This window comes from Nonlabens sp. Hel1_33_55, from assembly GCF_900101765.1.
Lineage (GTDB): Bacteria > Bacteroidota > Bacteroidia > Flavobacteriales > Flavobacteriaceae > Nonlabens.
On the sequence record NZ_LT627735.1, the window covers coordinates 1,978,762 to 2,003,065 of the forward strand.

Sequence of the window (24,304 nt, forward strand, 5' to 3'; positions counted from 1 at the left end):
TTAGGGATTAATCTACGTTGTCGTGTAGAAAAGAATTATTGTTTCCTCTAAGTTGGATATCATTATTCTCATCAGTATTCAAAGTCGTTCTAGAACGATCACTTTTAGTAGGAGTTTCATCCAGCTCGATACCATGTCTTAGATAGGCTGGTTTTTTTTCTATTTCTTCCAGTCTGTGACTGCTTTTGAACTTGAAATTATAAGCGTGCATCTTACGTTTACGCTCTTCTGCGCGCAGTTTCAATACCTCATTGATGGGTAGATCTGTTGGATCTAGATCTTCCAACAATTCCTTTTTAATGGTTACTGGTGCTTGGTCAACAGGAACCTCAACTGTTCTGATGTTTATACGTTCTGTTTTGGTTTCTGCCTTTGGTTGCTCCTTTGATTTGGTTGCATTATTTAAGTTTTTCTCAACCTCCATGTAATCATCGAGAGAATACTTTCTTATACCTTCATCAGAAACTTCTGTAATTGGAATAATTTCAACAGGATCATTAACCTCAATTTCCTCTAGGTTATATGTGATCTGCTCTTCATTAGGTTCTTCCTTTTCACTTAATGGCAAGTCAAAATCCAGCAAAAACTGATCTTCTTCATCTTCAATTTCTTCCAGCTTATATACCACTGGTTGTTCCTCAACAACCTCTTCTTTAATCACTAGCTGTGGCTCCTGATCCAAAACTTCTTCATAAACAACATTCAAATTCTTAATGAATTCCGTTGTTGGTATTAACGGATTTTCATTTTTAGGCACGATAGTTTCCTCTGGCTCTTCATCGCCCAGTTCATGCATGATGATTACTGGCTCGTTGGAATCTTTAGAAATTGATGGAGCTGGTTGGGATTCCGCTTTCGCGAAAGCGGACTCTTTATCATCCTCTTTCTTTTCCTCAACTTCTTCATCCATAATAAGCGTTCCTGCAACAACTCGCTCGTTTGTCTCTTCCAAAACCTGAATGGCTCGCTGTTCCTCTTCCAAAGTATGGATGATGCGCGTGCCCTCAGTATTTGAGATCTCGTTTTGTTGCTCTGCATTAAAACCCGTTGCGATCACGGTAACCGCAATGGCGTCGCCCAAGGACTCGTCCTCGCCTACACCCATGATGATGTTAGCGCCACCGCCAGCCTCATTCTGGATGTGCTCGTTGATCTCACCTATCTCGTCAATGGTGATCTCTTCAGTCCCAGAAACGATGAGTAGCAACACGTTTTTAGCACCTGTAATCTTGTTATCGTTAAGCAATGGAGAATCCAATGCCTTGAGAATTCCTTCCTGAGCACGGTTGGATCCAGTGGCTTGAGCGCTACCCATAATCGCAGTACCAGAATTGGATAATACGGTTTTTGCATCGCGCAGGTCAATGTTTTGTGTGTAGTGGTTTGTAATTACCTCTGCAATACCACGTGAGGCTGTAGCAAGCACCTCGTCTGCCTTAGAGAATCCAGCTTTGAAACCTAGATTTCCATAGACGTCACGCAGTTTGTTATTATTGATAATCACCAGAGAATCCACATTCTTGCGGAATTTCTCAATACCCTTTTGGGCTTGTTCATTACGAACCTTGCCTTCAAAATGGAACGGTGTCGTAACGATACCAACGGTTAAAATATCCATTTCACGTGCCACTTGAGCAATGATTGGAGCTGCACCAGTACCGGTACCGCCGCCCATTCCAGCTGTGATAAAGACCATTTTTGTACGTGAGTCCATCATGGCGCGCACATCTTCTATACTTTCTTGTGCGGCACGCTCACCTACTTCTGGATTTGCGCCAGCACCTAAACCTTCAGTCAAGGTTACACCCAACTGAATTTTGTTGGGAACTGGACTGTTTTCCAAGGCTTGGGAATCTGTATTACAGATCACAAAATCCACACCTATGATGCCCTGCTGGAACATGTGTTTGATGGCATTGCTACCACCACCACCTACACCTATCACCTTGATCACGTTGGATTGGTTCTTGGGTAGATCAAATGCGATGCTATTAAAATCGTCGTTGCTCATATCTTGCTACTTTTTTTACTTCTTGCTTTATTCTAAAAACCTTTTCTCGGCTCTCGCTCAAAACAGGTTTTCACTATCTATATTCTTGTTTCTTTACTCTTTGTATTTCCAGCCTTATTCTGCTTTATCCAGAAAATCCTTAAACTTATTAGCCCAATTCTCAAAGATGCCTTTACTCTTTCTAGGCTGTGTCACCGTAGGTTGTTCTTCAGTTAAGGTTGTTTTATTTTGATCTTCAATGATTGGATTGTTTCCATTATTGGCATTGGTAACTGCCGCTTCCTTATGCTCACTTTTTGAGGTTTGGAACTCGTTTGATTCTAACCCTTTCAGCACTAAACCAACTGCGGTAGCAAATAGCGGACTCGTACTTTCTATATCGCTATCACCAGCTAGATGTTCGTTAGGGTAACCTATTCTACTAGGCATTCCCGTAACATATTCTGCTAGTTGCTTAATGTGTTTGAGTTGGCTACCACCACCGGTTAATACTACACCAGCGATCAGCTGCTTTTTAGGCTCGTCGTGACCGTAGTTTTTGATCTCTACAAATACTGTCTCCAAAATCTCAATGACACGAGCGTGAATAATCTTGCTCAGATTCTTGAGCGTAATTTCTTTAGGCTCGCGACCGCGTAATCCTGGAATAGATACGATCTCATTCTCTTTATTCTCGCCAGGCCATGCACTACCAAATTTGGTCTTAAGCAACTCTGCCTGCTTTTCTATAATCGAGCAGCCTTCTTTAATATCTTGAGTAATGATATTACCACCTTGTGGTATCACTGCTGTATGGCGAATGATTCCATCCTTGAAAATCGCAAGATCTGTGGTTCCACCACCTATATCGATCAATGCAACTCCAGCTTCTTTTTCTTCCTGGCTAAGAACTGCATCTGCACTGGCAAGTGGCTCCAGCGTAATATCTGAAAGCTCAAGGTCTGCGCTCTTTACACAACGTCCTATGTTGCGAATGGAGGCTACTTGACCTACCACTACATGGAAATTAGCTTCAAGTCTGCCACCATACATCCCAATAGGCTCCTTAATTTCAGACTGACCATCAATTTTATATTCCTGCGGCAATACATGAATGATTTCCTCACCTGGCAGCATAACCAATTTAAAAACCTGGTTACACAATTTTGTGATGTCTTCCTGATTAATGACCGTCTCACTGTCGCCACGAGTGATGTAATCGCTGTGCTGCAGACTACGTATATGCTGCCCTGCTATACCAACAGTTACATCCTTGATCTGTATGCCACTCACGGCTTCCGCTTGCGATACAGCCTGCTGTATAGATGTGATGGTTTGTGTGATGTTATTGACGACTCCACGATGGACGCCTAGACTTTTTGACCTTCCTACACCTAGGATCTCAAGTTTGCCGTACTCATTTTTGCGACCTATCATAGCAACGATCTTTGTCGTTCCAATATCTAGTCCTACTGCAAATTCTTGTGGTTCCATTATTCTTCATTTTTAACTAGTACAACCTGATCTTCAAATCTTAGATCCATGGCCTCGATTTGATCCACTGTTTTATCTTTTTCAACTTTGGCAAGCATTGCTTTAAAGTTGGTCATCTTACTTTGCAACTTATCCAACTTGCCCAGCTTTAATCTCATTTGATTAGAACGCAACATCAAAGTTGCATTTCCTTTACTATCAAGAACTATTTGAGTAACAGCCGCATTCAACAACTCATCATCTCCCAAATAGATCAAAAACTCATACAATTCATCCTGAAATTCAGGCTTAAAACCCATTACCACAGGTACGAGTGCTGTATGTTCACCAGACAACGGCATGATCTCATTATCACCATCCAGATAGACATTGGGACTTCCCATCAATCTTGCTAGTGGCTCACGTTGCTCCACCACGACATTAAGCCTACCATTGAGATCTACAGAAACCTCTGCGGCTCTGATCATTGGGTCAGCAACAAGTCTGGTCTCGCTCCTATTCAAATCTAATTTTTCTACCAGCCGATTATCGACACTATCTTCTTTTTGTATCAACAGTTTATTAACGTTATCTTCAGATATAAACGGGTCACTGTAATCTGTAAATGAGATCTTTATATCCTGTATTTCTCTATTATTATGTCGCTTGTTAGCAAAAGAATACATCGCTAAAATCCCAGCGATAATTACAGGTAAAATCAAGAGTTTTAGAATCCTTTTCATACGGCCAATTCTTTTACCACTCGATCCACTTCTGCGCCTATATCTCCAGCTCCCAACAACAGGACAATTCGATTGTCCATTTCTTTGATAAACTCTGCCATATCCTCTTTTTCCAGCAGCGTGGTCATGTGAGGTGATGTTTCTTGATTACGGATTCTTTCACACAACACTGCAGAGTGAACTCCTTCCATAGGCTCTTCTCTTGCAGCATAGATATTGAGCATGCCTACCTTGTGAAATTGGCTCAAACTTGTCGCAAAATCATCCATGAAATCTTTCGTCCTTGAATAGAGATGCGGCTGGAAAATAACCGTGTACTTCTCATCAGGATACATTTCTTTGACAGCTTGATAGACGGCATTGATTTCCGTTGGGTGATGTGCGTAATCATCGATTACTACAAATTTCTCAGTATTCATCTTATACGAGAATCTGCGTTCAACTCCCTTGAAAGAAGCCAGGGCGTTTTTAAGTTTTTCTACATTTGCACCGTAATTGATAGCTATAGATAATGCTAGAATAGCATTTGCAAGATTATGTTGTCCCGGCAATCTCAGACTCCAGTCCTTCAATGTTCCTGAAGGTGTTTCAAGATTGAAGTAGTACGTACCGTCCACAATAGTCAAATGACTGGCATGGTAGTCACCAGTGTCAATCCCGATTTTATTTCCAGCTAGTTTGACAGATTCATTGACAAACAAGGAATCTTGTGGAACCAGTGCTCCAAATTCTTCAAAAGCCTTCTCAAATTCTTCCTCACTTCCATAAATATCCAAGTGATCAGGATCAATCGCTGTGATTCCAGCATAGTCAGGCTCTAGTTGCAAGAACGAACGATCAAATTCATCTGCCTCAACGACCATGACATCGGTACCGCTGTTGAGATAATTTGTATTGTAACCTTCCAGAATCCCGCCTAGGAAAGCTGTAGTTTTAATGTCGCTTTGGTACAACAAATGCCCAAGTATCGCACTAGTGGTTGTTTTTCCGTGCGTTCCAGCGATCGCTAGACAAGTCATGGTTTTTGAAATCGCACCTAGTAGTTTTGCACGTTTGACGATGGGAATATCGCTTTCGCGAAAGCGAACTAGTTCTCCGAAATCCTGCTTCACAGCTGGAGTATAGACCACCAATGCCTTCTCTGGATTTTTGAATTCATCAGGAATAAAATCGTAGGCATCATTGTAGTGAATGGAGATCCCTTCAACAACCAACTGATTAGTCAAAGTGGTGGCAACGCGGTCATAACCGGCAACTTGCTTGCCTTGCTCATGGAGATAGCGGGCAAGCGCACTCATCCCAATTCCACCAATGCCGATGAAGTAAATATGTGATATATCTTTTAAATCACGCATCCATTAATTCTTTTATCTGGTCCATAATATCGCTAGTAGCTTGAGGTCTAGCGATATTTTTAAAATTGGCTGAAAGCCTTTTCTGTAATTCGTGATCACTCATAAGCTTATTCCAGAAAATTGGAAAATTGCTCTCGAGTTCCTTTTCTCTAATCATCAATGCGGCATCCTGATCCTGGATAGCGATCGCATTTTTTGTCTGGTGATCTTCTGCCACATGCGGTGACGGAATGAAAATCACGGGCTTTCCAACTAACGCTAGTTCAGAAATAGTTCCTGCACCCGCGCGCGAGATGATGACATCTGCCGCGGCGTATGCTAAATCCATTCTATCGAGGAAGGCGCTGACCTTAACAGTAGCACTATTGTGTTTTTTATACTGATCGAAGTAGAGCTTTCCACATTGCCAAATGATTTGCACGTCTTGTTGTAATAAATCCAATTGGTTTTCAACCAACTGATTGATTCTACGTGCTCCAAGACTACCGCCTAAAACCAACAATATTTTTTTATCTGTATCCTCAAAACCAAAATGCTTTATAGCTTCTGGCTTAGATGTTGCTCGATCCACCAAATCCTGTCGTACCGGATTACCAGTAAAAACAATCTTTTCTTTAGGAAAGAAGCGATCCATGTTCTCACTCGCGACACAAACTTTGTCCACCTTTTTTGCAAGCAGCTTGTTTGTAATTCCAGCGTATGAATTTTGCTCCTGGATTAAGGTTGGAATACCTTTTCTATGTGCCATAAATAACAAAGGCCCGCTGGCATAACCACCAGTACCTATCGCAACATCGGGCTGGAAATCTTTAATGATTTTACTTGCATCGATAAGGCTTTTAGCGACTTTAAATGGAAAAGAAAGATTCTTTGCCGATAACTTTCTTTGAAGACCACTGATCCACAATCCTTTGATCTCATAACCGGCAGCAGGAACTTTTTCCATTTCCATACGGTCATTAGCACCAACAAATAATATCTCACAATCAGGCCATCTACGACGGCACTCGTTTGCAATCGAGATCGCTGGGAAGATGTGGCCTCCAGTACCACCGCCAGATATGATGATTCTATAAGGCTTCACTAAGTACATCTAAAGGGTTCAACTCTTCCTCAGGAGTTTCCTGAGCTTTTATGGCTTGTCGTTTTGCACTCACGCTTAATATGATACCTATCGCCATGCATGTCATCCAGATGGATGTTCCACCGCTGGAAATAAGTGGTAGGGTCTGTCCTGTTACTGGAAATAGATTCACGGCTACCGCCATATTGATCAAAGCCTGTAATACAATCGGGAATCCAACGCCAATGACGAGCAAAGTACCAAAAATTGTGTCTGCCTTGTTTGCTATCACTACTAGTCTAAAAAGCACCAGCATATACACTAACAAGACTACAGCGCCACCTATCAATCCAAATTCTTCAATAATTATGGCATAAATAAAGTCACTGCTGGATTGTGGTAAAAAGTGTTTTTGTTGACTCTTTCCTGGACCTTGTCCCCAAACGTAACCTGTTGCTATGGCAGTTTTGGCTTTATCTACTTGATATTCAGAATCTGATGTTCCATCGCCAGAGAAACTCTCGATACGGCTTACCCAAGTATCAACACGATTGGGAAATGCATCTGGAAATGCCTTTGCGGTAAGTATAAATAATATTAGAACCACTAATCCAGTTCCCACAATTCCCAATAAATACTTCCAAGGATAGCCGCCTATGAAGCAGACTAACAAAACCATTAAAAATAAGATTGCCGTAGTGGAGAAATTAGATGGTAAAATGAGTGCCAGAATCAATCCAACGGGCAGCCACAAAGGCAATAGTGATTTTTTGAACTCAATGACTTTATCACGCATCGAATTAAGATAACGAGCTACCCAAACCATGAGTACCACGGCAGCCAACGTACTGGTCTGGAATCCAACTCCAACTATGGGAATCTGAATCCAGCGACTGGCATTAGCGCCATCCATCTCAGTGCCTTGAAATGCCGTGAAAATGAGTAGCAAAATCACGATAGGCAGCATGATAAAACTTAATCCCTTGAAGTAATTGTAGGGGATTTTATGAAACGTGTACGCAATTCCCAATCCCAGAATTAAGTGCGCAAAATGCTTCACCACATATTGGAGTGTATTTCCTTCACCGCCATTTAAATAAGCCAAATTACTACTGGCACTATATACCGGTAAAAACGAAAATATCGCCAGTATCAGCACCAAAGCCCATAAAAAGGAATCACCAGATATGTAGTCTCTTATTCTCAAATTATAATCCTCTTACAGCTTTTTTGAATTGGCGACCACGGTCTTCATAATTGTCAAATAAATCAAAACTTGCGCACGCGGGACTCAACAACACATTATCACCTGCATCGGCTAGTTTGTAGGCAACTCTGACGGCATCTTCCATGGAGCCAGTCTCTACCATTTGTTCTACACAGCCACTAAATGCTTCTACTATTTTAGAATTATCAACACCTAGGCAAACGATAGCTTTAACATGCTTGTTTACTAAATGAAATAACTGTGAGTAATCGTTACCCTTATCCACGCCACCAACAATCCAGACGGTAGGTTGCTCCATACTGTCCAATGCATAAAAAGTAGCATTGACATTAGTTGCTTTTGAATCGTTGATATATTGAACCTTATTAATCTTTAGTACCTGCTCAAGTCTGTGCTCCACACCTTGAAAGGATTGCATACTTTGTCTGATCGTCTCTTTACGAATCTTTAAAAGTTTTGCAGTGGTAGCAGCCGCCATGGCGTTTGCAGTGTTGTGTTGTCCCTTGAGGGAAAGTTGTTCTAATGGCATAGTAAATGGGGTTTGGTCAATAGCGACCTTGATTGTGTTGTTTATGAGTGATGCACCATATTCCAATTCTTTGGTCATTGAGAATGGAACTAGTGTGGATTTTATAGGAGTGGATTGAAGCGCACTAGTGATGGCTTCGTCGTCAGCGTTGTACACCAGATAATCAGTTGAATCCTGATTCATGGCAATGCGCATTTTTGAGGCTAGGTAATTTTCAAATTTGTAATCGTATCGATCCAGATGATCTGGCGTTACGTTGAGTAATACCGCTACCTTAGGTTTGAAATTATTAATACCATCTAGCTGGAAACTACTTACTTCCAGTAAACGAACCTCAGCTGGAGATTCGGCGACTTGTTGGGCAAAACTCTTGCCTATATTACCGCCCATAGTGTGATCTATTCCAGCTTCGGTTAAAAGATGTCCCAGTAAACTGGTGACTGTCGTTTTACCGTTGCTTCCTGTTACTGCAATGATGGTTTCGTTCGAGTGCTCTGCAGCAAATTCAATTTCTGATATTACTGGAATTCCATCATCAATAGCTTCTTTAATAATTCCTGCAGTATCTGGAATGCCTGGACTTTTCACGATCAGACTTGCAGCTAGGATGGTTTCTACCGTATGAGATCCTGACTCGTAGGGAATGTTGTGGGTTTGTAACGCTTTCGCGAAAGCGTCACTCAATTCATCTCTATTGCTTAAAAACACCTTGTAGCCACGATCTGCAGCCAGCATTGCTGCGCCCATACCGCTGATGCCACCGCCAAGAATGACGACGTTAGAAAAATTATATGTGGAATTTTTCTGTGTCATTAACGTACCTTGAGTGTGACGATGGATATGATGGCGAGAAGGATCCCAACGATCCAGAATCTTACGACGATTTTGGACTCATGGAAACCTCTTTTTTGATAATGATGGTGCAATGGCGACATCAAAAAGATGCGACGGCCTTCACCAAATTTCTGACGCGTGTACTTGAACCAACTGACCTGCATGACTACAGACAGGTTCTCCATGATGAAGACACCACAAAGTATCGGGATCAATAGTTCCTTGCGGGTTGCAATCGCTAATACAGCGATAATACCGCCTATGGTAAGACTTCCCGTATCACCCATAAACACCTGGGCGGGAAATGTATTGTACCATAAAAATCCAACGAGTGCTCCAGCAAAAGCAGTGATAAATACCACCATTTCACCCGAATCAGGGATGTACATCACGTTGAGATAATCTGCAAATATGATATTACCTGATATCCAGGCAAATAATGCTAGCGTGATTACTACAATAACACTTGTTCCTGCCGCGAGGCCGTCAATACCGTCGGTAAGATTGGCACCATTAGAGACTGCGGTGACGATGAAAATAACAATGGGAATAAAGATTAACCAGGCAAACGGAGCTAGATCTGGATCGATCCATGTTACTAAAGATTCATAATCAAATTCGTTTTCCTTCACAAAAGGAATCGTTGTTTTAGTAGAATGCTCTGCTGGACCGAATTCCGCTAGCGAGTTTTCATATACCAACTCTTGCGTGTTGTTAGGGTTGGCCAGTTCTTCCTTTATGGTGATGTCATCATTGAAGAACATGATGGCTCCTATGATTAGTCCCAAACCAACTTGTCCAATTACCTTGAACCAACCTTTGAGACCACCTTTATCTTTTTTGAAAATCTTGATGTAGTCATCTGTAAATCCTATACAACCCATCCATACCGTAGTGATGAGCAACATGATTACGTAAATATTATCTAGCTGGCACAGCAACAATGCAGGAATAAGAGTTCCCAGAATAATGATAACGCCACCCATGGTAGGTGTTCCCGCCTTTTGAGCCTGACCTTCCAGCCCTAAATCGCGAACGCTCTCACCTACTTGTTTTCTTTGTAGATAATTGATAATGCGCTTACCGTAAATAGTGGAGAATCCCAAAGAGAAAACAAACGCCAATGCAGCTCTGAATGTAATGAATTCAAACAATGACGCACCAGGAACCTGAAATTCACTCTCTAAATATTTAAATAGATAGTATAGCATTATTTGTCGAGGTTTTTGAGGATGGTTGTTATCTTGAGACGGTCGTCAAAATCATGGCGCACACCATTAATTTCCTGATATGTTTCGTGTCCTTTTCCAGCAATCAATATGATATCTTGTGGATTTGCCATATTTGCCGCGGTTTTGATCGCCTGCTCGCGGTCTGCTATGGTTACCGACTTTTTATAATTCTGTGGTTCCACGCCAGCTTCCATTTCCTTCAAAATCACTTGTGGATCTTCCGTTCTGGGATTGTCGCTCGTTAAGATGACCATGTCACTTAAAGTCGTTGCTACATTTGCCATGATAGGTCGTTTTGTACGATCCCTATCGCCACCGCAACCAACTACCGTAATGACTTTTTCGTTTTTGGTACGTATGCTATTTATGGTTTCCAGCACATTTTTCAATGCATCTGGTGTATGTGCATAATCTACAATAGCGGTAATTCTATCTTTTACGGTTGTGAAGTATTGAAATCTGCCAGAGACACCATCCAGTTTTGAAATGGCTTCCAAAACTTCCAATTCTTCCAGTCCCAATTCAATGGCACAGGCATAAATCGCCAATACATTATAGGCATTGAACTCACCAATCATCTTAGTCCACAATTCGTGTCCATTGACTTTCAACAACAAACCACCGAATTGATTTTCCAAAACATTGGCTTGATAATCGGTATAGGTTTTTAAGGCGTAACCCAGTTTTTTGGCTTTTGTATTTTGAACCATGACCGGTCCATTCTTATCATCCTTATTGTATAAAGCAAATGCCGCAGCAGGCAATCCATCAAAAAACCGCTTTTTGACATCACGATACTCTGCAAACGTGTCGTGGTAATCTAAATGATCATGAGAAAGATTAGTGAAAATCCCGCCAGCAAAATGCAATCCTGCAACACGTTCTTGCGCAATCCCATGACTACTCACTTCCATAAAACAATAGTCAACACCTGCATAACGCATAGCAGCAAGGTGATCATTGATCGTCAACGGATCTGGAGTCGTATGTTTTGTTGGAATTGATTTGCCATTGATCAATATCTCCACCGTGGAAATCAGTCCGGTTTTGTAGCCCAGGTTTTTGAACAATTGATACAGTAAACTTGTTGTTGTTGTTTTGCCGTTAGTTCCAGTAACACCAATTAGTTTCAAATCCTTGGATGGATTCTCATAGTAGTTTGCTGCCATTAAAGCGAGCGCCTCATGAGAGTATTCAACCACTATGTATGTGATATTCTCCTTTTGATCCTGAGGTAAAGTTTCAACCACGATCGCTGTAGCTCCTAAGTCAATGGCTTTCGTAATGAAATCATGACCATCACTGACCACTCCTTTGAGGGCGACAAAAACATCTCCGTTTTTTATTTGTCGGGAATCAAAATGAATGTGGTTCACCTTGACATCTGTGGAACCTATAACTGTATCCAGCCTAACCTTATATAGTATGTCTCTTAAGATCATCATGATAGCGTCAGGATTACTTGGTGAGATGTATTGAGTTTTGTTCCAGGCTTAATGCTTTGGGTTTTTACTTTACCAGATCCTACTATCTTGACTTGCGCTCCCATGTTTTCAATGATCGCAATGGCATCCATCGCGTCCATACCTCTTAAATCTGGAAGATCCTTTAAAGTTTTTTGAGCTTTAGTATAATAGGATTTTAAGCTTTTTTGAATCTCAGTAGGAACCTCATTAGGCAATTCTACCTCATCTGCCTGCGGATTGCTGGCATAGATCTTTTGTGCTATTTTTTTGAAAACAGGTCCAGCGACGATGTTACCATAATAGCCTTTGGCTGTATTCGGTTTATGGATAACTACGATGCAGCTGTACTTAGGTTTATCTGCTGGGAAGTATCCTGCAAAAGAAGCAATATAATTACCAGCGCCTTTCCAGTATTCCGTTTGACAGGTTCCTGTTTTTCCTGCCATTGAGAAACGGCTGCTGTAAAGGTTATCCGCAGTTCCTCGCTTAACAACATTTTCCATCATAACTTTTACCTTGTCGATGGTTTCCTGACTACAAATCGATGGGTTAATAATCTCACGGTCATATTTCTCGATCATCTTGTCCTTGGAACGAACTTCCTTTATCAGCCTAGGCTTTACCATGACGCCATTGTTAGCGACCGCATTATAAAATGTCAAGGTCTGCAGAGGCGTCAATCGAACTCCATAACCAAATCCCATCCATGGCAGCGACAAGCCGCTCCAGTTCTCATCATCAGGATGCGGTATCATAGGCTTGCCTTCACCTATAATGGGCAAGTTGAGCTTGTCATTCAGGTTCATGTTATAAAGCCGATCCACATACTTTTCTGGATCACTACCATAATTGTCTTGAACCATTTGAACCAAAGCAGTATTGGAACTCAGCTCAAAAGCTTTTGCTACGCTAATCTTACCGTAGCCGCCATATTTAGAATCACGCACATTGCGGCCGTAATAGGAAATCTTCCCGTTTTGCGTGTCAAAAACAGTACTGGTATCTACCACTTTATCTTCCAGCGCCGCAATCACACTCATCAATTTGAATGTGGAACCAGGCTCGTGGGATTCCCACAAAGCATAATTGCGTTTCTCAAAATATTTCCCGTCTGATGATCTTCCTAAATTAGAAAGCGCCTTAATCTCTCCAGTAGCTGTCTCCATGACCACGGCTGTTCCATGGTCTGCTTCAAAATATTCCAGTTGTTCTAGCAAAGCATGGTGAGCAACGTCCTGCATGTTCACATCAATGGTTGTGTAGACATCAAGACCATCTTTAGGCTCAATTTCATTGACGTTATTTATAGGTTTCCATTGATTTCCTGATATCTTTTGTTCTAATCTGGAACCATTTTCACCTTTCAAGAAATTGCGATAAGCACCTTCCAACCCAACTCTAGGTTTACCAACCTCATCATAGCCGACAAGACGTTCTGCCATTTTCCCTAAAGGGTACTCACGCTCTACATGAGGTTCCACGATCAAACCGCCACGATTGGCGCCACGCTTGAATAACGGGAAGCTTTTCAGTTCCATCAATGTGGTATAATTGATATCATCTGCGATGTGCAGGTATCGGGAATTGTTGGTCCTAGCTTTACGAAACTTATTCAGGAAATAAGCTTTTGGTTTATTCAGCTTTCGCGAAAGCGAACTCGCCAATGGCTCTATCTCTGCATTAAAATCTTTTTGACTAGGAGCTACTGCATCAAAACGTATGTCGTATTTGGTGATTGATGTTGCGAGAAGCTGACCATTGGAATCATAAAGATTGCCGCGATTTGCCTCAACCATCTGATTGCGGAAGATGCGATCCTCAGCTTTGGCGCGGTATTCATCGCCCTCAACAAACTGGATACGGACAATCTGTACTACAATAGCGACTGCCACCAAAGCAAAGAAAATGCTCACGGCATACACACGGTGCAATATGTTCTTATCAGTCGTTGGCATCCTGCTTATTTATAATCAATTTATATGGCGGCTCTTTTGCTGGGGCAATGCCAGTTTCCTTCAATCTACTCGCGACGGTACTTTCCATTTGCAGAAACATCAACTGGCGCTGACCATCAACATACTGGCTGCGCAACTCGCTCACATCATCATTGAGCTGTCCTATATAGTGGACCTTGCTCTCAAAGTTGTGACCTGTAAAAATCATAATCAGCGCGAGTCCAGTCACGAACAGGATGAATTTCCAGTTCTTGAGCGCATCCCTGTTTGTCAGGAAGTTTCCTCGCAATATGTCATAGAATTTTGCTGCCATATTATTCTTGATCAATTCTTTCTGCAATTCGCAATTTTGCACTGCGCGCTCTGCTATTCTGCTTCAATTCTTGTTTGCTGGGCACGATCAAACCACCTACTTTTTTGAAAGGAACACTTACCCGACCAAACACATCCTTTTCTGGTTCGCCTTCAAACAAGCCATTGCGTATGTATCTTTTTACTGGTCTGTCTTCTAGTGAGTGATAAGAAATCACGCTCAACCTGCCACCTGGCTCCAATAACTCTTTGCACTGTTCCAGAAATTCATGAAGCACATCCATTTCCTGATTGACCTCAATTCTTATGGCCTGAAATACCTGAGCCATTTGTTTGTTCTCAATTCTTGCAGGAACTAGTGGTGCACATATATCTTTTAAGTCTTGAACCGTTTCAATGGTCTTTTCTCTGCGAGCAGCTACAATTTCTCTCGCTATGCGCGGCGCGTTGCGCAACTCGCCATATTCCTTTAAGATGCGGCGCAGTTCAGATTCCTCATAATCATTGACGATACCTACCGCATCAAGCGTCGCTTTTTGATTCATGCGCATATCGAGACGTGCGTCAAAACGTGTGGAAAAACCACGAGAGGCTTCATTGAACTGGTGTGAACTCACGCCTAGATCTGCTAGAATACCGTCCACTTTTTTATGACCATAAAGCCTTAGAAATCTTTTGATATATCTAAAGTTCTCTGGAATAAGATTAAACCTATCGTCATCAATGATATTTGCCTGCGCGTCTGGATCTTGGTCAAAGCCATATAGTTTCCCATCGGGCCCCAAGCGCTTGAGTATTTCTCTGGAATGACCGCCACCACCATAAGTGACATCGACATAAACACCATTAGGTTTTATATCGAGTCCATCTACAGATTCCTTCAAGAGGACTGGATCATGATAAGAGGTCGTTTGTGTCATCTCCCATTACTTCTTGTGCGAGATCTGCAAAATCAAGTGCAGACTCATCGATTGCATTCTCGTATTTCTCTTTATCCCAGATTTCAATAATATTCACGGCACTGGCGATGGTCAGCTCTTTTGTGATTCCTGCGATGGCTTTGAGGTCACTCGGGATCAGCAATCTGCCGTTTCCATCTACCTCAACCATCTTGACGCCAGCTGTAAAGCGACGTATAAAGTCGTTGTGCTTTTTATTGAATCTATTGAGCTTGCCTATTTTTTCCATCACGGCATTCCATTCACTCATGGGATACAACTCCAGACATGGCTGGAATACAGACCTGCGTATTACAAAACCGTCTTCCAGCATGGGAAGCAATTGCTTCTTGATGGCGACAGGCATCATAAAACGACCTTTGGCGTCTGCTTTACACTCGTATGTTCCTATAAAATGATTCATTGAAAAGCGGCTACACGGCTTATGTAATCAAATATAGAAAAGTATTTACCACTTAATCCCACTTTTTACCACAATGTTGATAAAACGCTCCATTCTTGAATAACTATGGCACTTATTAACAATGCGAGGTGCGTTGAAGTTGATGTTTATATCGCTTTCGCGAAAGCGAACTAGAAACCACCATTAAGAAATATCAGCAGATTTTTTGCAGGAATTCGTAAATCAAAACGCCTATATTTGTCTTTGACACTACCCAATATGGCGCACGATTTAATTAAGGATGGTAAGTTTGAATACTACACTTCGGGAGAAGGAACTCCAATAATTATCTTACATGGTTTGATGGGTGGCTTGAGTAATTTTCAAGGCGTTATCGATTATTTTCCCAAGTTGGGCTATCAAGTCATCGTACCTTCTTTGCCGCTCTACACCATGCCGTTAATTCAGACAAGTGTAGGGACGTTTGCAAAGCATATCAATAAGTTTATTGAGCACATGGGCTATAAGGAAGTTATCCTTTTGGGTAACTCACTGGGCGGCCACATTGGTCTGGTTACCACAAAATTATATCCTAAAAAGATTAAGGCACTAATTATCACAGGCAGCTCTGGTCTTTATGAGAGCGCCATGGGAGAAAGCTACCCAAAACGTGGCGATTATGACTACATCAAAAAGAAGAGCGAAGACGTATTTTACGATCCAGCAGTCGCGACTAAAGAAGTGGTTGACGATGTGTTTTCTGTAGTAAACGATCGCAAAAAGCTGATCAAGACACTCGCTATTGCTAAAAGTGCGATACGTCATAATATGGCAAAGGATCTTCCTAATATGAAGACGCCTACGTGTATCATCTGGGGAAAACAAGATGGCGTCACACCGCCGAATGTTGCAGAGGAGTTTCACGAGAAACTACCTGACAGTGATTTGTACTGGATCGATAAATGTGGACACGCCGCCATGATGGAACATCCTGACGAATTCAACAAAATCCTGCACAAATGGCTGGAAGAACGCCAGTTCTAAGCTTATCCTTAATCTTCCCATCGGGAAGGAAAATCTAAAAGGATTTAAAATATTTTATTTTGAAAATGCTATTTAAGTCTTTCCGTTACTAATTATGAAAATCAATAGCGCCGAGTTTGTTATCTCAAATCAAGAGGTCAAGAAATGCCCTACCAACAGGTTACCTGAATATGCTTTTATAGGTCGTTCCAACGTTGGTAAATCTTCTTTGATCAATATGCTGACTGATCATAAGAACCTCGCCAAAACTTCTGGCCGGCCTGGAAAAACCCAGTTGATCAATCACTTTATCATAAATAAGAACTGGTATTTGGTAGATTTACCTGGTTATGGATATGCTCGAGTTTCAAAAAGCAGCAAAGCCAAATTCCAGAAATTCATTACCAACTATTTTGAGAAGCGAGAGCAACTGGTAAGTGCTTTTGTACTGGTAGATGTGCGACACGATCCACAACCTATTGACAAAGAGTTCATGCAATACTTGGGCGAGAATGGGATACCCTTTAGCATCATTTTTACCAAAGCAGATAAGCTCAAGCCTATGGCTCTAGAGCGCAATGTAGAAAACTATAAAGCCGAACTGCTTGCAGGAATGTGGGAAGAAATGCCGCCCTACTTTGTAACTAGTGCATCAAATAAAACGGGTCGCGATGAAGTGCTCGCCTACATTGATGGGATTAATCAGACGATTGATTAGTGGTTGCTTAAACCTTATCCTATGACTTTTAATAAATTTATCTTTCTATCTTTTATTCTAATATCTCTTCAGTCATTTTCTCAAAACAACTTAGAATATGGATTAAAAGCTGGTCTCAACCTATCAGGGTTTCACACTAATCAAAGTGCAAATACTGATAAGGTTAGTTATCATGTAGGTGGATTCACAGAATATAACATTAATGATGTATTATCCCTACAAGCTGAAATCCTTTATAACAAAAAAGGAGGGCTTTACAATTTCAGAAGTGGAAGTCAACCATTCACTACCTCTGTTGAAACTAACCTTGATTATATCGACCTTCCTCTTCAAGCAAAAATTTACATATTCAGAAAACTGAGTTTGGATTTAGGACCTCAGGTAGGAATACTTATTAATAGCAGTGCTGAAATTGATGATGATGAAGCAATACTTGATAACGATATTAATTCAATAGATTTTACTTTAAATGGTGGCTTCTCCTATAAACTCAATGAACTCTTTTTTCTTCAAGCTAGATATAGCTATGGCTTATCCGAAGTTTTTGAGAATCGCAAATATAAAAATTCAGTCGCCAGCTTGTCGTTAGGGTACATCTTTGAATAGATTCTTTTATTAATTCACTTTAAGAAATTTGTTTGATTTAAATCAGTGATCGTTTACCGTATTCTTTCTAATCTCTCTTAGCAGACTTTCAATCCCGTTGACTTTCATATCGCAAACGGTCTGCATGTAATTACCCAGTTTACCTTGCGGGAATCCCTTTCGTCTGAACCAGATGTAATATGGTTCTGGTAATTCACTCAAAAACTTTCCCTTATGCGCACCGAATGGCATTTTATACCATGCCAGCTCTATGAGTTGTTTGTGATCAAAGGGTAGTTGTGACATTTATAGTTGATGATTTAAAGTTGGAGGTTTGGGGTTTTAAGTTCGATGCTAATATTAACATGGTTAACTAGGCAACCAAACCGTTTCTCGACTGCCGCTCGAAATGGTTTACACTTTCTTCTAATCCGTTTTTAAATTAAAATGCTACGTTGAGATGTGTGAATCACGTTGCTACTAATTATGGTTACGTGTCTCGATTGTCAATTTTTACATTTTGTAATAATTCCCGAAACTTCAAGAAGCTCATTCCTCGATTTTGCTTGAACGAGTATTCCAGACAGCGATATTTCTCTTTTTTCTTGCCTCTTGCCTCCTGTCTCTTTTTTCTTGCTTCTTGTCTCTTGTATCTATTCTCTAGTATCTTTTTGAGAATCGTCCTTCTTCAATTCCAACTTCTCTGCAAAGTAATCGCAAAAGTCTAGCATAGTATCACGCATCTTTTCATCATTGGTGGCTCGATGATAGGTATCTGCCATGCTTACTAGTGTTTGATGAAAAAATACCCGCATCTCATCCACAGGCATATCCTTAGTCCATAAATCAATACGGAAGCTTTCTTTCTCTACACTATCCCACATGGAAACCATCATGGCTTTAGAAACCGCACTGTCCACGCCACCATCTGGTGCGCTCCACACAATATTTTCTGGAACTCGGTTTTCATCTAGTTCGATTCCTATCTTAATTTCTGAACGATTCTTTTTTGCCATTAGGACCTTGGTTTGTATTTGGATTTATTAAAAATTTCTTCGGCAGGTGTGTTGATGATATCCTGCAGCGTGGCATTATTGTTTTCTGCATAGCTAGCGACGATTTGCCATCCTATATATTGAGCAACGCCTCCAGGAGTTTCTTGATCTATTTCTAAATAAAATTTGGAAAATGGTGCTGGTAGAATGAATCGGGAAAGGAGTTTGGGGTCTGTGCTGTACAGTAATTCCTTATCAATAAAATAACGATAGATCTCTTCTTCATTATCTTCTGCAAACTGTGCCTTTTCGGTTGCATATCCCATAATTTGGGCGGTACTGGATGAAGGTGCAAAATTTTGCTGGAGGTAATGAAGCTTACCATAGTAGATCATCTGTTCCATGAACTGACGACTGTTGGTAGGTGGTACAAAAAGCTTTGCATAAGCCAGAGCGACATCTGCTGGGATGCGGTTTCTTTCTAGTGAAACGGACTTGTACTTATTGACACCTGCATAAAGCTGATGATCTGTTCCTAGATAATTATCAATTCCCAAAATCAAATAATTAGGCGTAGGAACCACTTTCAAATCTGTATCTACCTCGCTTAATACAGTAATTATTGGGGTTGGTTCAAATTCAGGAAAATAATATTCCACATGCTTCATGACCAATTCTACATCGCTTTTGATGCTTTCAAAATCAAACTGAGCATCTGCTACCGCATTTTCCAAAATATTCTGGATCGTATCGCGGCCCTGCATCTTATCTAGCCAGACACTATCGGGAACGTATTGTGGGAAAAATGCTGGGTATTGGGATTTTAGATTAGCTAGATCAGATGGATCTGCATTTGCAAACTCTTCGTGAAATTTGATCAACTCCACTTGCAATGGGATGGATTCAATTTCCTGTTCTTGAGGGTTTGAGGTGTTGCATGATATCATCGCTTTCGCGAAAGCGAGAACCAAAAAAACCGTTTTAATCCTGTTAATCATACTGAAATACTCAGACTTATGAAATACATTTGAAAGGCAAAAATACGATTATGCAAACAGAAAAGGTAGCGACAGCAATCGCAAAATGGCTTAAAGATTATGCTCTTAACGCAGGTGTTAAGGGTTATGTTGTAGGTGTTAGTGGCGGCATTGATAGTGCGGTTACCTCAACCCTATGTGCCATGACTGGTCTGGATGTCTTGTGTGTTGAAATGCCTATTCACCAACATGCAGATCATGTTTCTAGAGCGCAAGAGCATATCAATCAACTAAAAGAGCGGTTTTCTAACGTGCGTGATGTGCGTAGTGATTTGACTCCTGTTTTTGATACGTTTATCAAGGCTATGCCTGATGGCGGTCTCGATGCAGTAAGAGCGCTGACTGAAGGAAATACACGAGCGAGACTGCGCATGACGACTCTTTACTTTCACGCTGGGATGAATAGTTTATTAGTGGCTGGTACGGGCAATAAAGTAGAGGACTTTGGCGTTGGGTTCTATACGAAGTATGGTGATGGTGGAGTTGACATAAGTCCTATTGCAGATTTGATGAAAAGTGAGGTGTATAAACTAGGTGATCATTTGAAAGTACCTAAAAGCATCATGGAAGCAGCACCTAGCGATGGACTCTATGGAGCAGAAAGAACAGATGAGGATCAAATAGGTGCAACTTACGATGAGCTTGAATGGGCGATGAAACAGCTTGCTGAAGGTCATTCTGTTGAATCTTTTACAGGGAGAAATAGAGATGTCTTAAACATATATTTTTCCTACAATTCTCGAAATCAGCATAAAATGAACCCTATTCCTGTGTGGGAATTCAATGACCGCCTACGATAGTTCGATATCATAAAGTATTCTAAAGTAGGTTTATACCTACGGAAGTTTTTGTAGGAAGTATTATTGATGAATTTATCTTTGCAATACCTTTTGAAAAAAATTAAATGAAAATTCTAATAGCTGATCATCATCCTGTTTTCCGTAGAGGATTAAAATGTATGTTGAAAGGCGACAAGACATTTGATTTTAAGGGAAAAGTTGAAGATGGAAAATATTTAATCTCTGAAATTGAGAAACAAGAACCAGATGTTCTTATTCTTGAGATCGATTTACCTAATTCAAATGGTGTAGGTTCTCTTAGACAAATTAGAGACCGGTTTCCAGATCTTAAAGTACTTGTAGTAAGCTGTCATCCAGAAGAAATTTATGCAGTTTCATCCTTAAAAGCTGGTGCGCGAGGTTTTATCTCTAAAACCCGTACCGTTAAGGAAGTCAAGAATGCCTTGCTTACTATTATTAAAGGAGAACGATTTATTTCTGAAAACATCAAGAATAAGAAAAGTCCTGATGCAGAAAAACAAGAGATCTTAAAGTTCAAAACATTATCTACGAGAGAAATTGAAGTTCTAAACCTTCTTTCCAGAGGTAAGCGTAATAAAGAAATTGCTCAGGATCTTTCCATTAATGAAAAAACAGTAAGCACTTACAAAACACGCTTATTGAAAAAATTGAATGTGGACAATATTGCAGATCTCATCCATCAATCCCGACTTTTACAGATTACTACCCGATAATTTAAATTACCCTATTTAATCTTTTTCCTAAGTGTTGATTTAATTTATTGTAATCGATAACTGAGGTTAATGCTTCTACATTATCTTCTTCTACAGAAGATTTGAGGTCTGTGTACAATGCTTTTACCTTTTCGGCAATCATCAATCTACGAAAGTTGAGAATCGTATCTGTCACGTAAGTAGCAACCGTGTCGTCTTTTTGCTTGACAAATATTTGCTTCTCTTCCCATCTACTTAACTGGTATCGATCCTCATCCATAATCAAATCTGCAATAAGCTGCGCTTCCTGATCTTCTAATTCTGACATCACCGTATTGACATCAATCTTGCCTTGCATTAGAAAAATATCAATCAATTTGGGATATAAGTTCTTGAAATAAGCATTAGAAAATTCCACCTCATCTTCTTGAAGATCTAAGAATATCTTCTCATAAACTGGTTTGCTTTCTTTTTTCTTGATTACCTCAATCATGTTGCCGTCTGGCTCCTGAATATATTCTTCAATGAATTCTTCATCCCTCTCGCCGTAAAGAAGTAGAATCCTAATAATATTTCGTTCCAGCACTTCTCTCCTATCTATTACACTTGCTGCTGGTGCATTTGGAACCTTTTGCATTGTTTGAGATTCCTGCTCGCGACGATTCTTTTTTCTAGTCTCGTTGACCTCAGCGTTTCGCATTTGAGCCAAGGTTGAGAACAATACGTCCTCGCCTATATCCAGAATGGCCGCACTTTCTTGAACGTAGACTTCACGTGAGATCTCATCTGGAATCTTAGATATACTTTGCACGATCTCTCTTATCATTCCTGCTTTCTTGATAGGATCTCCAGCAGCCTCATCTTTCAACAATCCTGATTTGAATCTGATGAAGTCAACCGCATGATCTTTCAGGAAAGTTCTGATTTCAGATTCCGTGTGGGATTTTGCAAAACTGTCTGGATCTTCACCTTCTGGAAAGGTACAGACGCGTACATTCATTCCTGCTTCAAGAATCAAGTCGATACCACGAATAGCAGCTCGCAAACCTGCGGCATCGCCATCGTAAAGAACCGTGATGTTTTTAGTCAGCCTACTAATCAGTCTTATTTGCTCTGTTGTCAATGCCGTTCCTGAACTGGAAACTACATTTTGGATTCCTGCCTGATACAGCTGTATCACATCTGTGTAACCTTCAACTAGGTAACACAAATCCTCTTTGGCCATTGCCTGTTTTGCCTCATAAATACCGTAGAGGACTTTAGACTTATCGTAGATCTCGCTCTGTGGTGAGTTGAGGTATTTTGCAGCCTTTTTGGAACTATCCAATATTCTACCTCCAAAGCCCAGAACTCTTCCTGACATGCTACGTATAGGGAACATCACACGACCTTTGAATCGGTCAAACTGCTTGTCGTCCTTTATAATGGTAAGTCCGGTTTTTTCTAGAAAATCCAGTTTGTATCCAGCCTTGACAGCAGCATTAGTAAAAGCATCCCATTGATCTGGTGAGTAACCCAATTCAAAGTATTTAATGGTCTCATCGCTGAAACCACGCTCTTTAAAATAGCTATAACCTATCGCTCGGCCTTCTTCAGTTTTGAGCTGTCCCGCAAACCATTCTGCTGCAAATTTTGAAACCAGAAACATGGATTCCTTCTCGTCCTGCATCTGTTTTTGCTCATCGGTTTGCTCGGTTTCTTCTACTTCTATTCCGTATTTGTTGGCTAGGTATTTAATGGCTTCTGGGAACGTGAAATGTTCATGTTCCATAATGAACGTGACCGCATTACCACCTTTTCCTGAGGAGAAATCCTTCCAGATTTGCTTCACCGGCGACACCATAAAACTAGGCGTGCGCTCATCAGAAAACGGACTCAAACCCTTAAAGTTGGAACCTGACTTTTTTAACTGCACAAAATCACCGATCACCTCTTCTACTCGAGCGGCGTCAAAAACGGCATCAACGGTGGTACGTGCGATCATGGATTGTAGGGATGAGGTATTAGGAATGAGGCATTAGATTAGACAACTCCCATTTACCATTCAAAAATAGGAAAAATGATGGTGATGAGTTCGCTTTCGCGAAAGCGAACTCATGACAAAATCAGATGCTACTTAAGGTTATCTAAATCTAAAACCGATGCTCACTTGTCTTTGATCGATAGGAGAATTTTTGAAGATACTATTAAGTCCGTATTTGAAGAATATCTGAAAATCCCCAAGGCCAGCATAGGCACTTAATCCATAGACAAAATCTTCGGTCTCAAAGTCATTGTAGAGTCTGTTAGTCACATCACGGCCTTCACGCTCGTATTTTATCATTTGGCTAGTCGTTCCATTGACGCCTAAATAGCCACCTATTCCCACCACAAAACTATCATCATAATCGATCCTACTTATATCATCTTTATAGATTTTGCGTTTTCCACGACCTATTTCTAAATGCAAAGGTGCAATAAGGGTGAACTGCTCAAATTTTGACTTATCTACATTAAATCCTAAAGGTTCCAAGGTAGTCACATCATTATTTGTGACAAATTGACGATTGCCATTGATACGCAAGGTTTGCCATTGTAAGGCTAGCCCATAGTTAAATCGAATCAAATCGTCACTTTTTGATGGTTGGGTAGAAAATTCCAATCCCAATTCCCAGATTCCAGAACCCCAGAAGCGGTAATCTTCACCTATCCCATTTTCATCGCCTAGCGCTTGATTCCAACCTATCCCAAAAACTCCATGAACTTCAGTGCGCACTTCTCTTGTCGTACGGGTTGTATCAATCCTGTCCAAGAAGTTAAGTGATGCCTCTTCTTGAGGTTGCTTTTCATTATCCTGTGCCTGTACGATATGTCCGGCGGCGAGCAACAAAAAGCCAACAAGTAGTATTTTTTTCATGGTTGTTATTTTACAT

Annotated in this window: 23 protein-coding genes; 5 read left to right on the top strand and 18 right to left on the bottom strand. The window is 40.8% G+C overall.

Features of this window, described 5'->3' with window-relative positions; translation table 11 throughout:
• Positions 1 to 7 precede the first annotated feature (7 nt).
• The 13 genes from ftsZ to mraZ form a co-directional block, all read right to left on the bottom strand.
• Positions 8 to 2,011: a cell division protein FtsZ gene (gene ftsZ / locus BLO34_RS08865; protein ID WP_090754560.1), complete on the bottom strand. Its 2,004-nt coding sequence runs from the start codon at positions 2,009 to 2,011 to the stop codon at positions 8 to 10.
• Between the two features lie 114 nt (positions 2,012 to 2,125).
• Positions 2,126 to 3,484 carry a cell division protein FtsA gene (gene ftsA, locus BLO34_RS08870; protein ID WP_090754562.1) on the bottom strand — a complete coding sequence of 453 codons (1,359 nt, stop codon included), beginning with the start codon at positions 3,482 to 3,484 and terminating at the stop codon, positions 2,126 to 2,128.
• A complete protein-coding gene (locus BLO34_RS08875) occupies positions 3,484 to 4,206 on the bottom strand; it encodes a cell division protein FtsQ/DivIB (RefSeq protein ID WP_090754564.1) in 723 nt (240 codons plus the stop codon). Before BLO34_RS08875 ends, ftsA begins: the two co-directional genes overlap by 1 nt.
• Positions 4,203 to 5,561, bottom strand: a complete 1,359-nt coding sequence (murC, locus tag BLO34_RS08880; protein WP_090754565.1) for a UDP-N-acetylmuramate--L-alanine ligase — start codon at positions 5,559 to 5,561, stop codon at positions 4,203 to 4,205. Before murC ends, BLO34_RS08875 begins: the two co-directional genes overlap by 4 nt.
• A complete protein-coding gene (murG, locus tag BLO34_RS08885) occupies positions 5,554 to 6,645 on the bottom strand; it encodes an undecaprenyldiphospho-muramoylpentapeptide beta-N-acetylglucosaminyltransferase (protein ID WP_090756572.1) in 1,092 nt (363 codons plus the stop codon). The genes murC and murG overlap by 8 nt, the downstream gene beginning before the upstream one ends.
• Positions 6,632 to 7,831: an FtsW/RodA/SpoVE family cell cycle protein gene (locus BLO34_RS08890; RefSeq protein ID WP_090754567.1), complete on the bottom strand. Its 1,200-nt coding sequence runs from the start codon at positions 7,829 to 7,831 to the stop codon at positions 6,632 to 6,634. The genes murG and BLO34_RS08890 overlap by 14 nt, the downstream gene beginning before the upstream one ends.
• A gap of 1 nt (position 7,832) precedes the next feature.
• Positions 7,833 to 9,194 carry a UDP-N-acetylmuramoyl-L-alanine--D-glutamate ligase gene (murD, locus tag BLO34_RS08895; RefSeq protein WP_090754569.1) on the bottom strand — a complete coding sequence of 454 codons (1,362 nt, stop codon included), beginning with the start codon at positions 9,192 to 9,194 and terminating at the stop codon, positions 7,833 to 7,835.
• A complete protein-coding gene (mraY, locus tag BLO34_RS08900) occupies positions 9,194 to 10,426 on the bottom strand; it encodes a phospho-N-acetylmuramoyl-pentapeptide-transferase (protein WP_090754570.1) in 1,233 nt (410 codons plus the stop codon). The genes murD and mraY overlap by 1 nt, the downstream gene beginning before the upstream one ends.
• Entirely contained in the window at positions 10,426 to 11,892 is a 1,467-nt protein-coding gene (locus tag BLO34_RS08905; protein WP_090754572.1) for a UDP-N-acetylmuramoyl-L-alanyl-D-glutamate--2,6-diaminopimelate ligase, read from the bottom strand. The genes mraY and BLO34_RS08905 overlap by 1 nt, the downstream gene beginning before the upstream one ends.
• Positions 11,889 to 13,868 (bottom strand): penicillin-binding protein, encoded by a 1,980-nt coding sequence (locus tag BLO34_RS08910; RefSeq protein WP_090754574.1) that lies wholly within the window; start codon positions 13,866 to 13,868, stop codon positions 11,889 to 11,891. The genes BLO34_RS08905 and BLO34_RS08910 overlap by 4 nt, the downstream gene beginning before the upstream one ends.
• Positions 13,855 to 14,208 (bottom strand): FtsL-like putative cell division protein, encoded by a 354-nt coding sequence (locus BLO34_RS08915; RefSeq protein ID WP_231959450.1) that lies wholly within the window; start codon positions 14,206 to 14,208, stop codon positions 13,855 to 13,857. The genes BLO34_RS08910 and BLO34_RS08915 overlap by 14 nt, the downstream gene beginning before the upstream one ends.
• Positions 14,183 to 15,100 carry a 16S rRNA (cytosine(1402)-N(4))-methyltransferase RsmH gene (rsmH, locus tag BLO34_RS08920; protein ID WP_090754578.1) on the bottom strand — a complete coding sequence of 306 codons (918 nt, stop codon included), beginning with the start codon at positions 15,098 to 15,100 and terminating at the stop codon, positions 14,183 to 14,185. The genes BLO34_RS08915 and rsmH overlap by 26 nt, the downstream gene beginning before the upstream one ends.
• A complete protein-coding gene (gene mraZ / locus BLO34_RS08925) occupies positions 15,075 to 15,542 on the bottom strand; it encodes a division/cell wall cluster transcriptional repressor MraZ (protein WP_090754580.1) in 468 nt (155 codons plus the stop codon). Before mraZ ends, rsmH begins: the two co-directional genes overlap by 26 nt.
• A 258-nt stretch (positions 15,543 to 15,800) precedes the next feature.
• On the opposite strand from mraZ, the gene BLO34_RS08930 reads away from it, so the two are divergent.
• The 3 genes from BLO34_RS08930 to BLO34_RS08940 all read left to right on the top strand — a co-directional run bounded on the left by BLO34_RS08930 (position 15,801) and on the right by BLO34_RS08940 (position 17,868).
• The gene (locus tag BLO34_RS08930; protein WP_090754582.1) at positions 15,801 to 16,565 is read left to right on the top strand and encodes an alpha/beta fold hydrolase; all 765 of its coding nucleotides are present in this window, start codon (positions 15,801 to 15,803) and stop codon (positions 16,563 to 16,565) included.
• Positions 16,566 to 16,659: 94 nt separating this feature from the next.
• Positions 16,660 to 17,262, top strand: coding sequence for a ribosome biogenesis GTP-binding protein YihA/YsxC (gene yihA, locus BLO34_RS08935; RefSeq protein ID WP_090754584.1), 603 nt, complete (start codon positions 16,660 to 16,662; stop codon positions 17,260 to 17,262).
• Positions 17,263 to 17,283: 21 nt separating this feature from the next.
• On the top strand, positions 17,284 to 17,868 hold the full coding sequence (locus BLO34_RS08940) for a porin family protein (protein ID WP_090754586.1): 585 nt from the start codon (positions 17,284 to 17,286) through the stop codon (positions 17,866 to 17,868).
• Positions 17,869 to 17,910: 42 nt separating this feature from the next.
• Here BLO34_RS08940 and BLO34_RS08945 read toward each other — a convergent pair whose 3' ends face one another.
• The 3 genes from BLO34_RS08945 to BLO34_RS08955 all read right to left on the bottom strand — a co-directional run bounded on the left by BLO34_RS08945 (position 17,911) and on the right by BLO34_RS08955 (position 19,840).
• A complete protein-coding gene (locus BLO34_RS08945) occupies positions 17,911 to 18,153 on the bottom strand; it encodes a DUF3820 family protein (RefSeq protein ID WP_090754587.1) in 243 nt (80 codons plus the stop codon).
• Between the two features lie 347 nt (positions 18,154 to 18,500).
• Positions 18,501 to 18,863 carry a gliding motility protein GldC gene (gene gldC, locus BLO34_RS08950; protein ID WP_090754589.1) on the bottom strand — a complete coding sequence of 121 codons (363 nt, stop codon included), beginning with the start codon at positions 18,861 to 18,863 and terminating at the stop codon, positions 18,501 to 18,503.
• The gene (locus tag BLO34_RS08955) at positions 18,863 to 19,840 is read right to left on the bottom strand and encodes a gliding motility lipoprotein GldB (RefSeq protein ID WP_090754591.1); all 978 of its coding nucleotides are present in this window, start codon (positions 19,838 to 19,840) and stop codon (positions 18,863 to 18,865) included. Before BLO34_RS08955 ends, gldC begins: the two co-directional genes overlap by 1 nt.
• 50 nt (positions 19,841 to 19,890) lie before the next feature.
• Between BLO34_RS08955 and nadE the strand changes: the two genes are divergently transcribed.
• Both nadE and BLO34_RS08965 read left to right on the top strand, forming a co-directional pair.
• On the top strand, positions 19,891 to 20,679 hold the full coding sequence (gene nadE / locus BLO34_RS08960) for an NAD(+) synthase (RefSeq protein ID WP_090754593.1): 789 nt from the start codon (positions 19,891 to 19,893) through the stop codon (positions 20,677 to 20,679).
• Between the two features lie 104 nt (positions 20,680 to 20,783).
• Positions 20,784 to 21,413 carry a response regulator gene (locus BLO34_RS08965; protein WP_090754595.1) on the top strand — a complete coding sequence of 210 codons (630 nt, stop codon included), beginning with the start codon at positions 20,784 to 20,786 and terminating at the stop codon, positions 21,411 to 21,413.
• A gap of 1 nt (position 21,414) precedes the next feature.
• Here the strand turns inward: BLO34_RS08965 and dnaG are convergent, their stop codons facing one another.
• Positions 21,415 to 23,376 (bottom strand): DNA primase, encoded by a 1,962-nt coding sequence (dnaG, locus tag BLO34_RS08970; protein ID WP_090754597.1) that lies wholly within the window; start codon positions 23,374 to 23,376, stop codon positions 21,415 to 21,417.
• Positions 23,377 to 23,514: 138 nt separating this feature from the next.
• A complete protein-coding gene (locus tag BLO34_RS08975; protein WP_090754599.1) occupies positions 23,515 to 24,288 on the bottom strand; it encodes a hypothetical protein in 774 nt (257 codons plus the stop codon).
• Between the last annotated feature and the right edge of the window lie 16 nt (positions 24,289 to 24,304).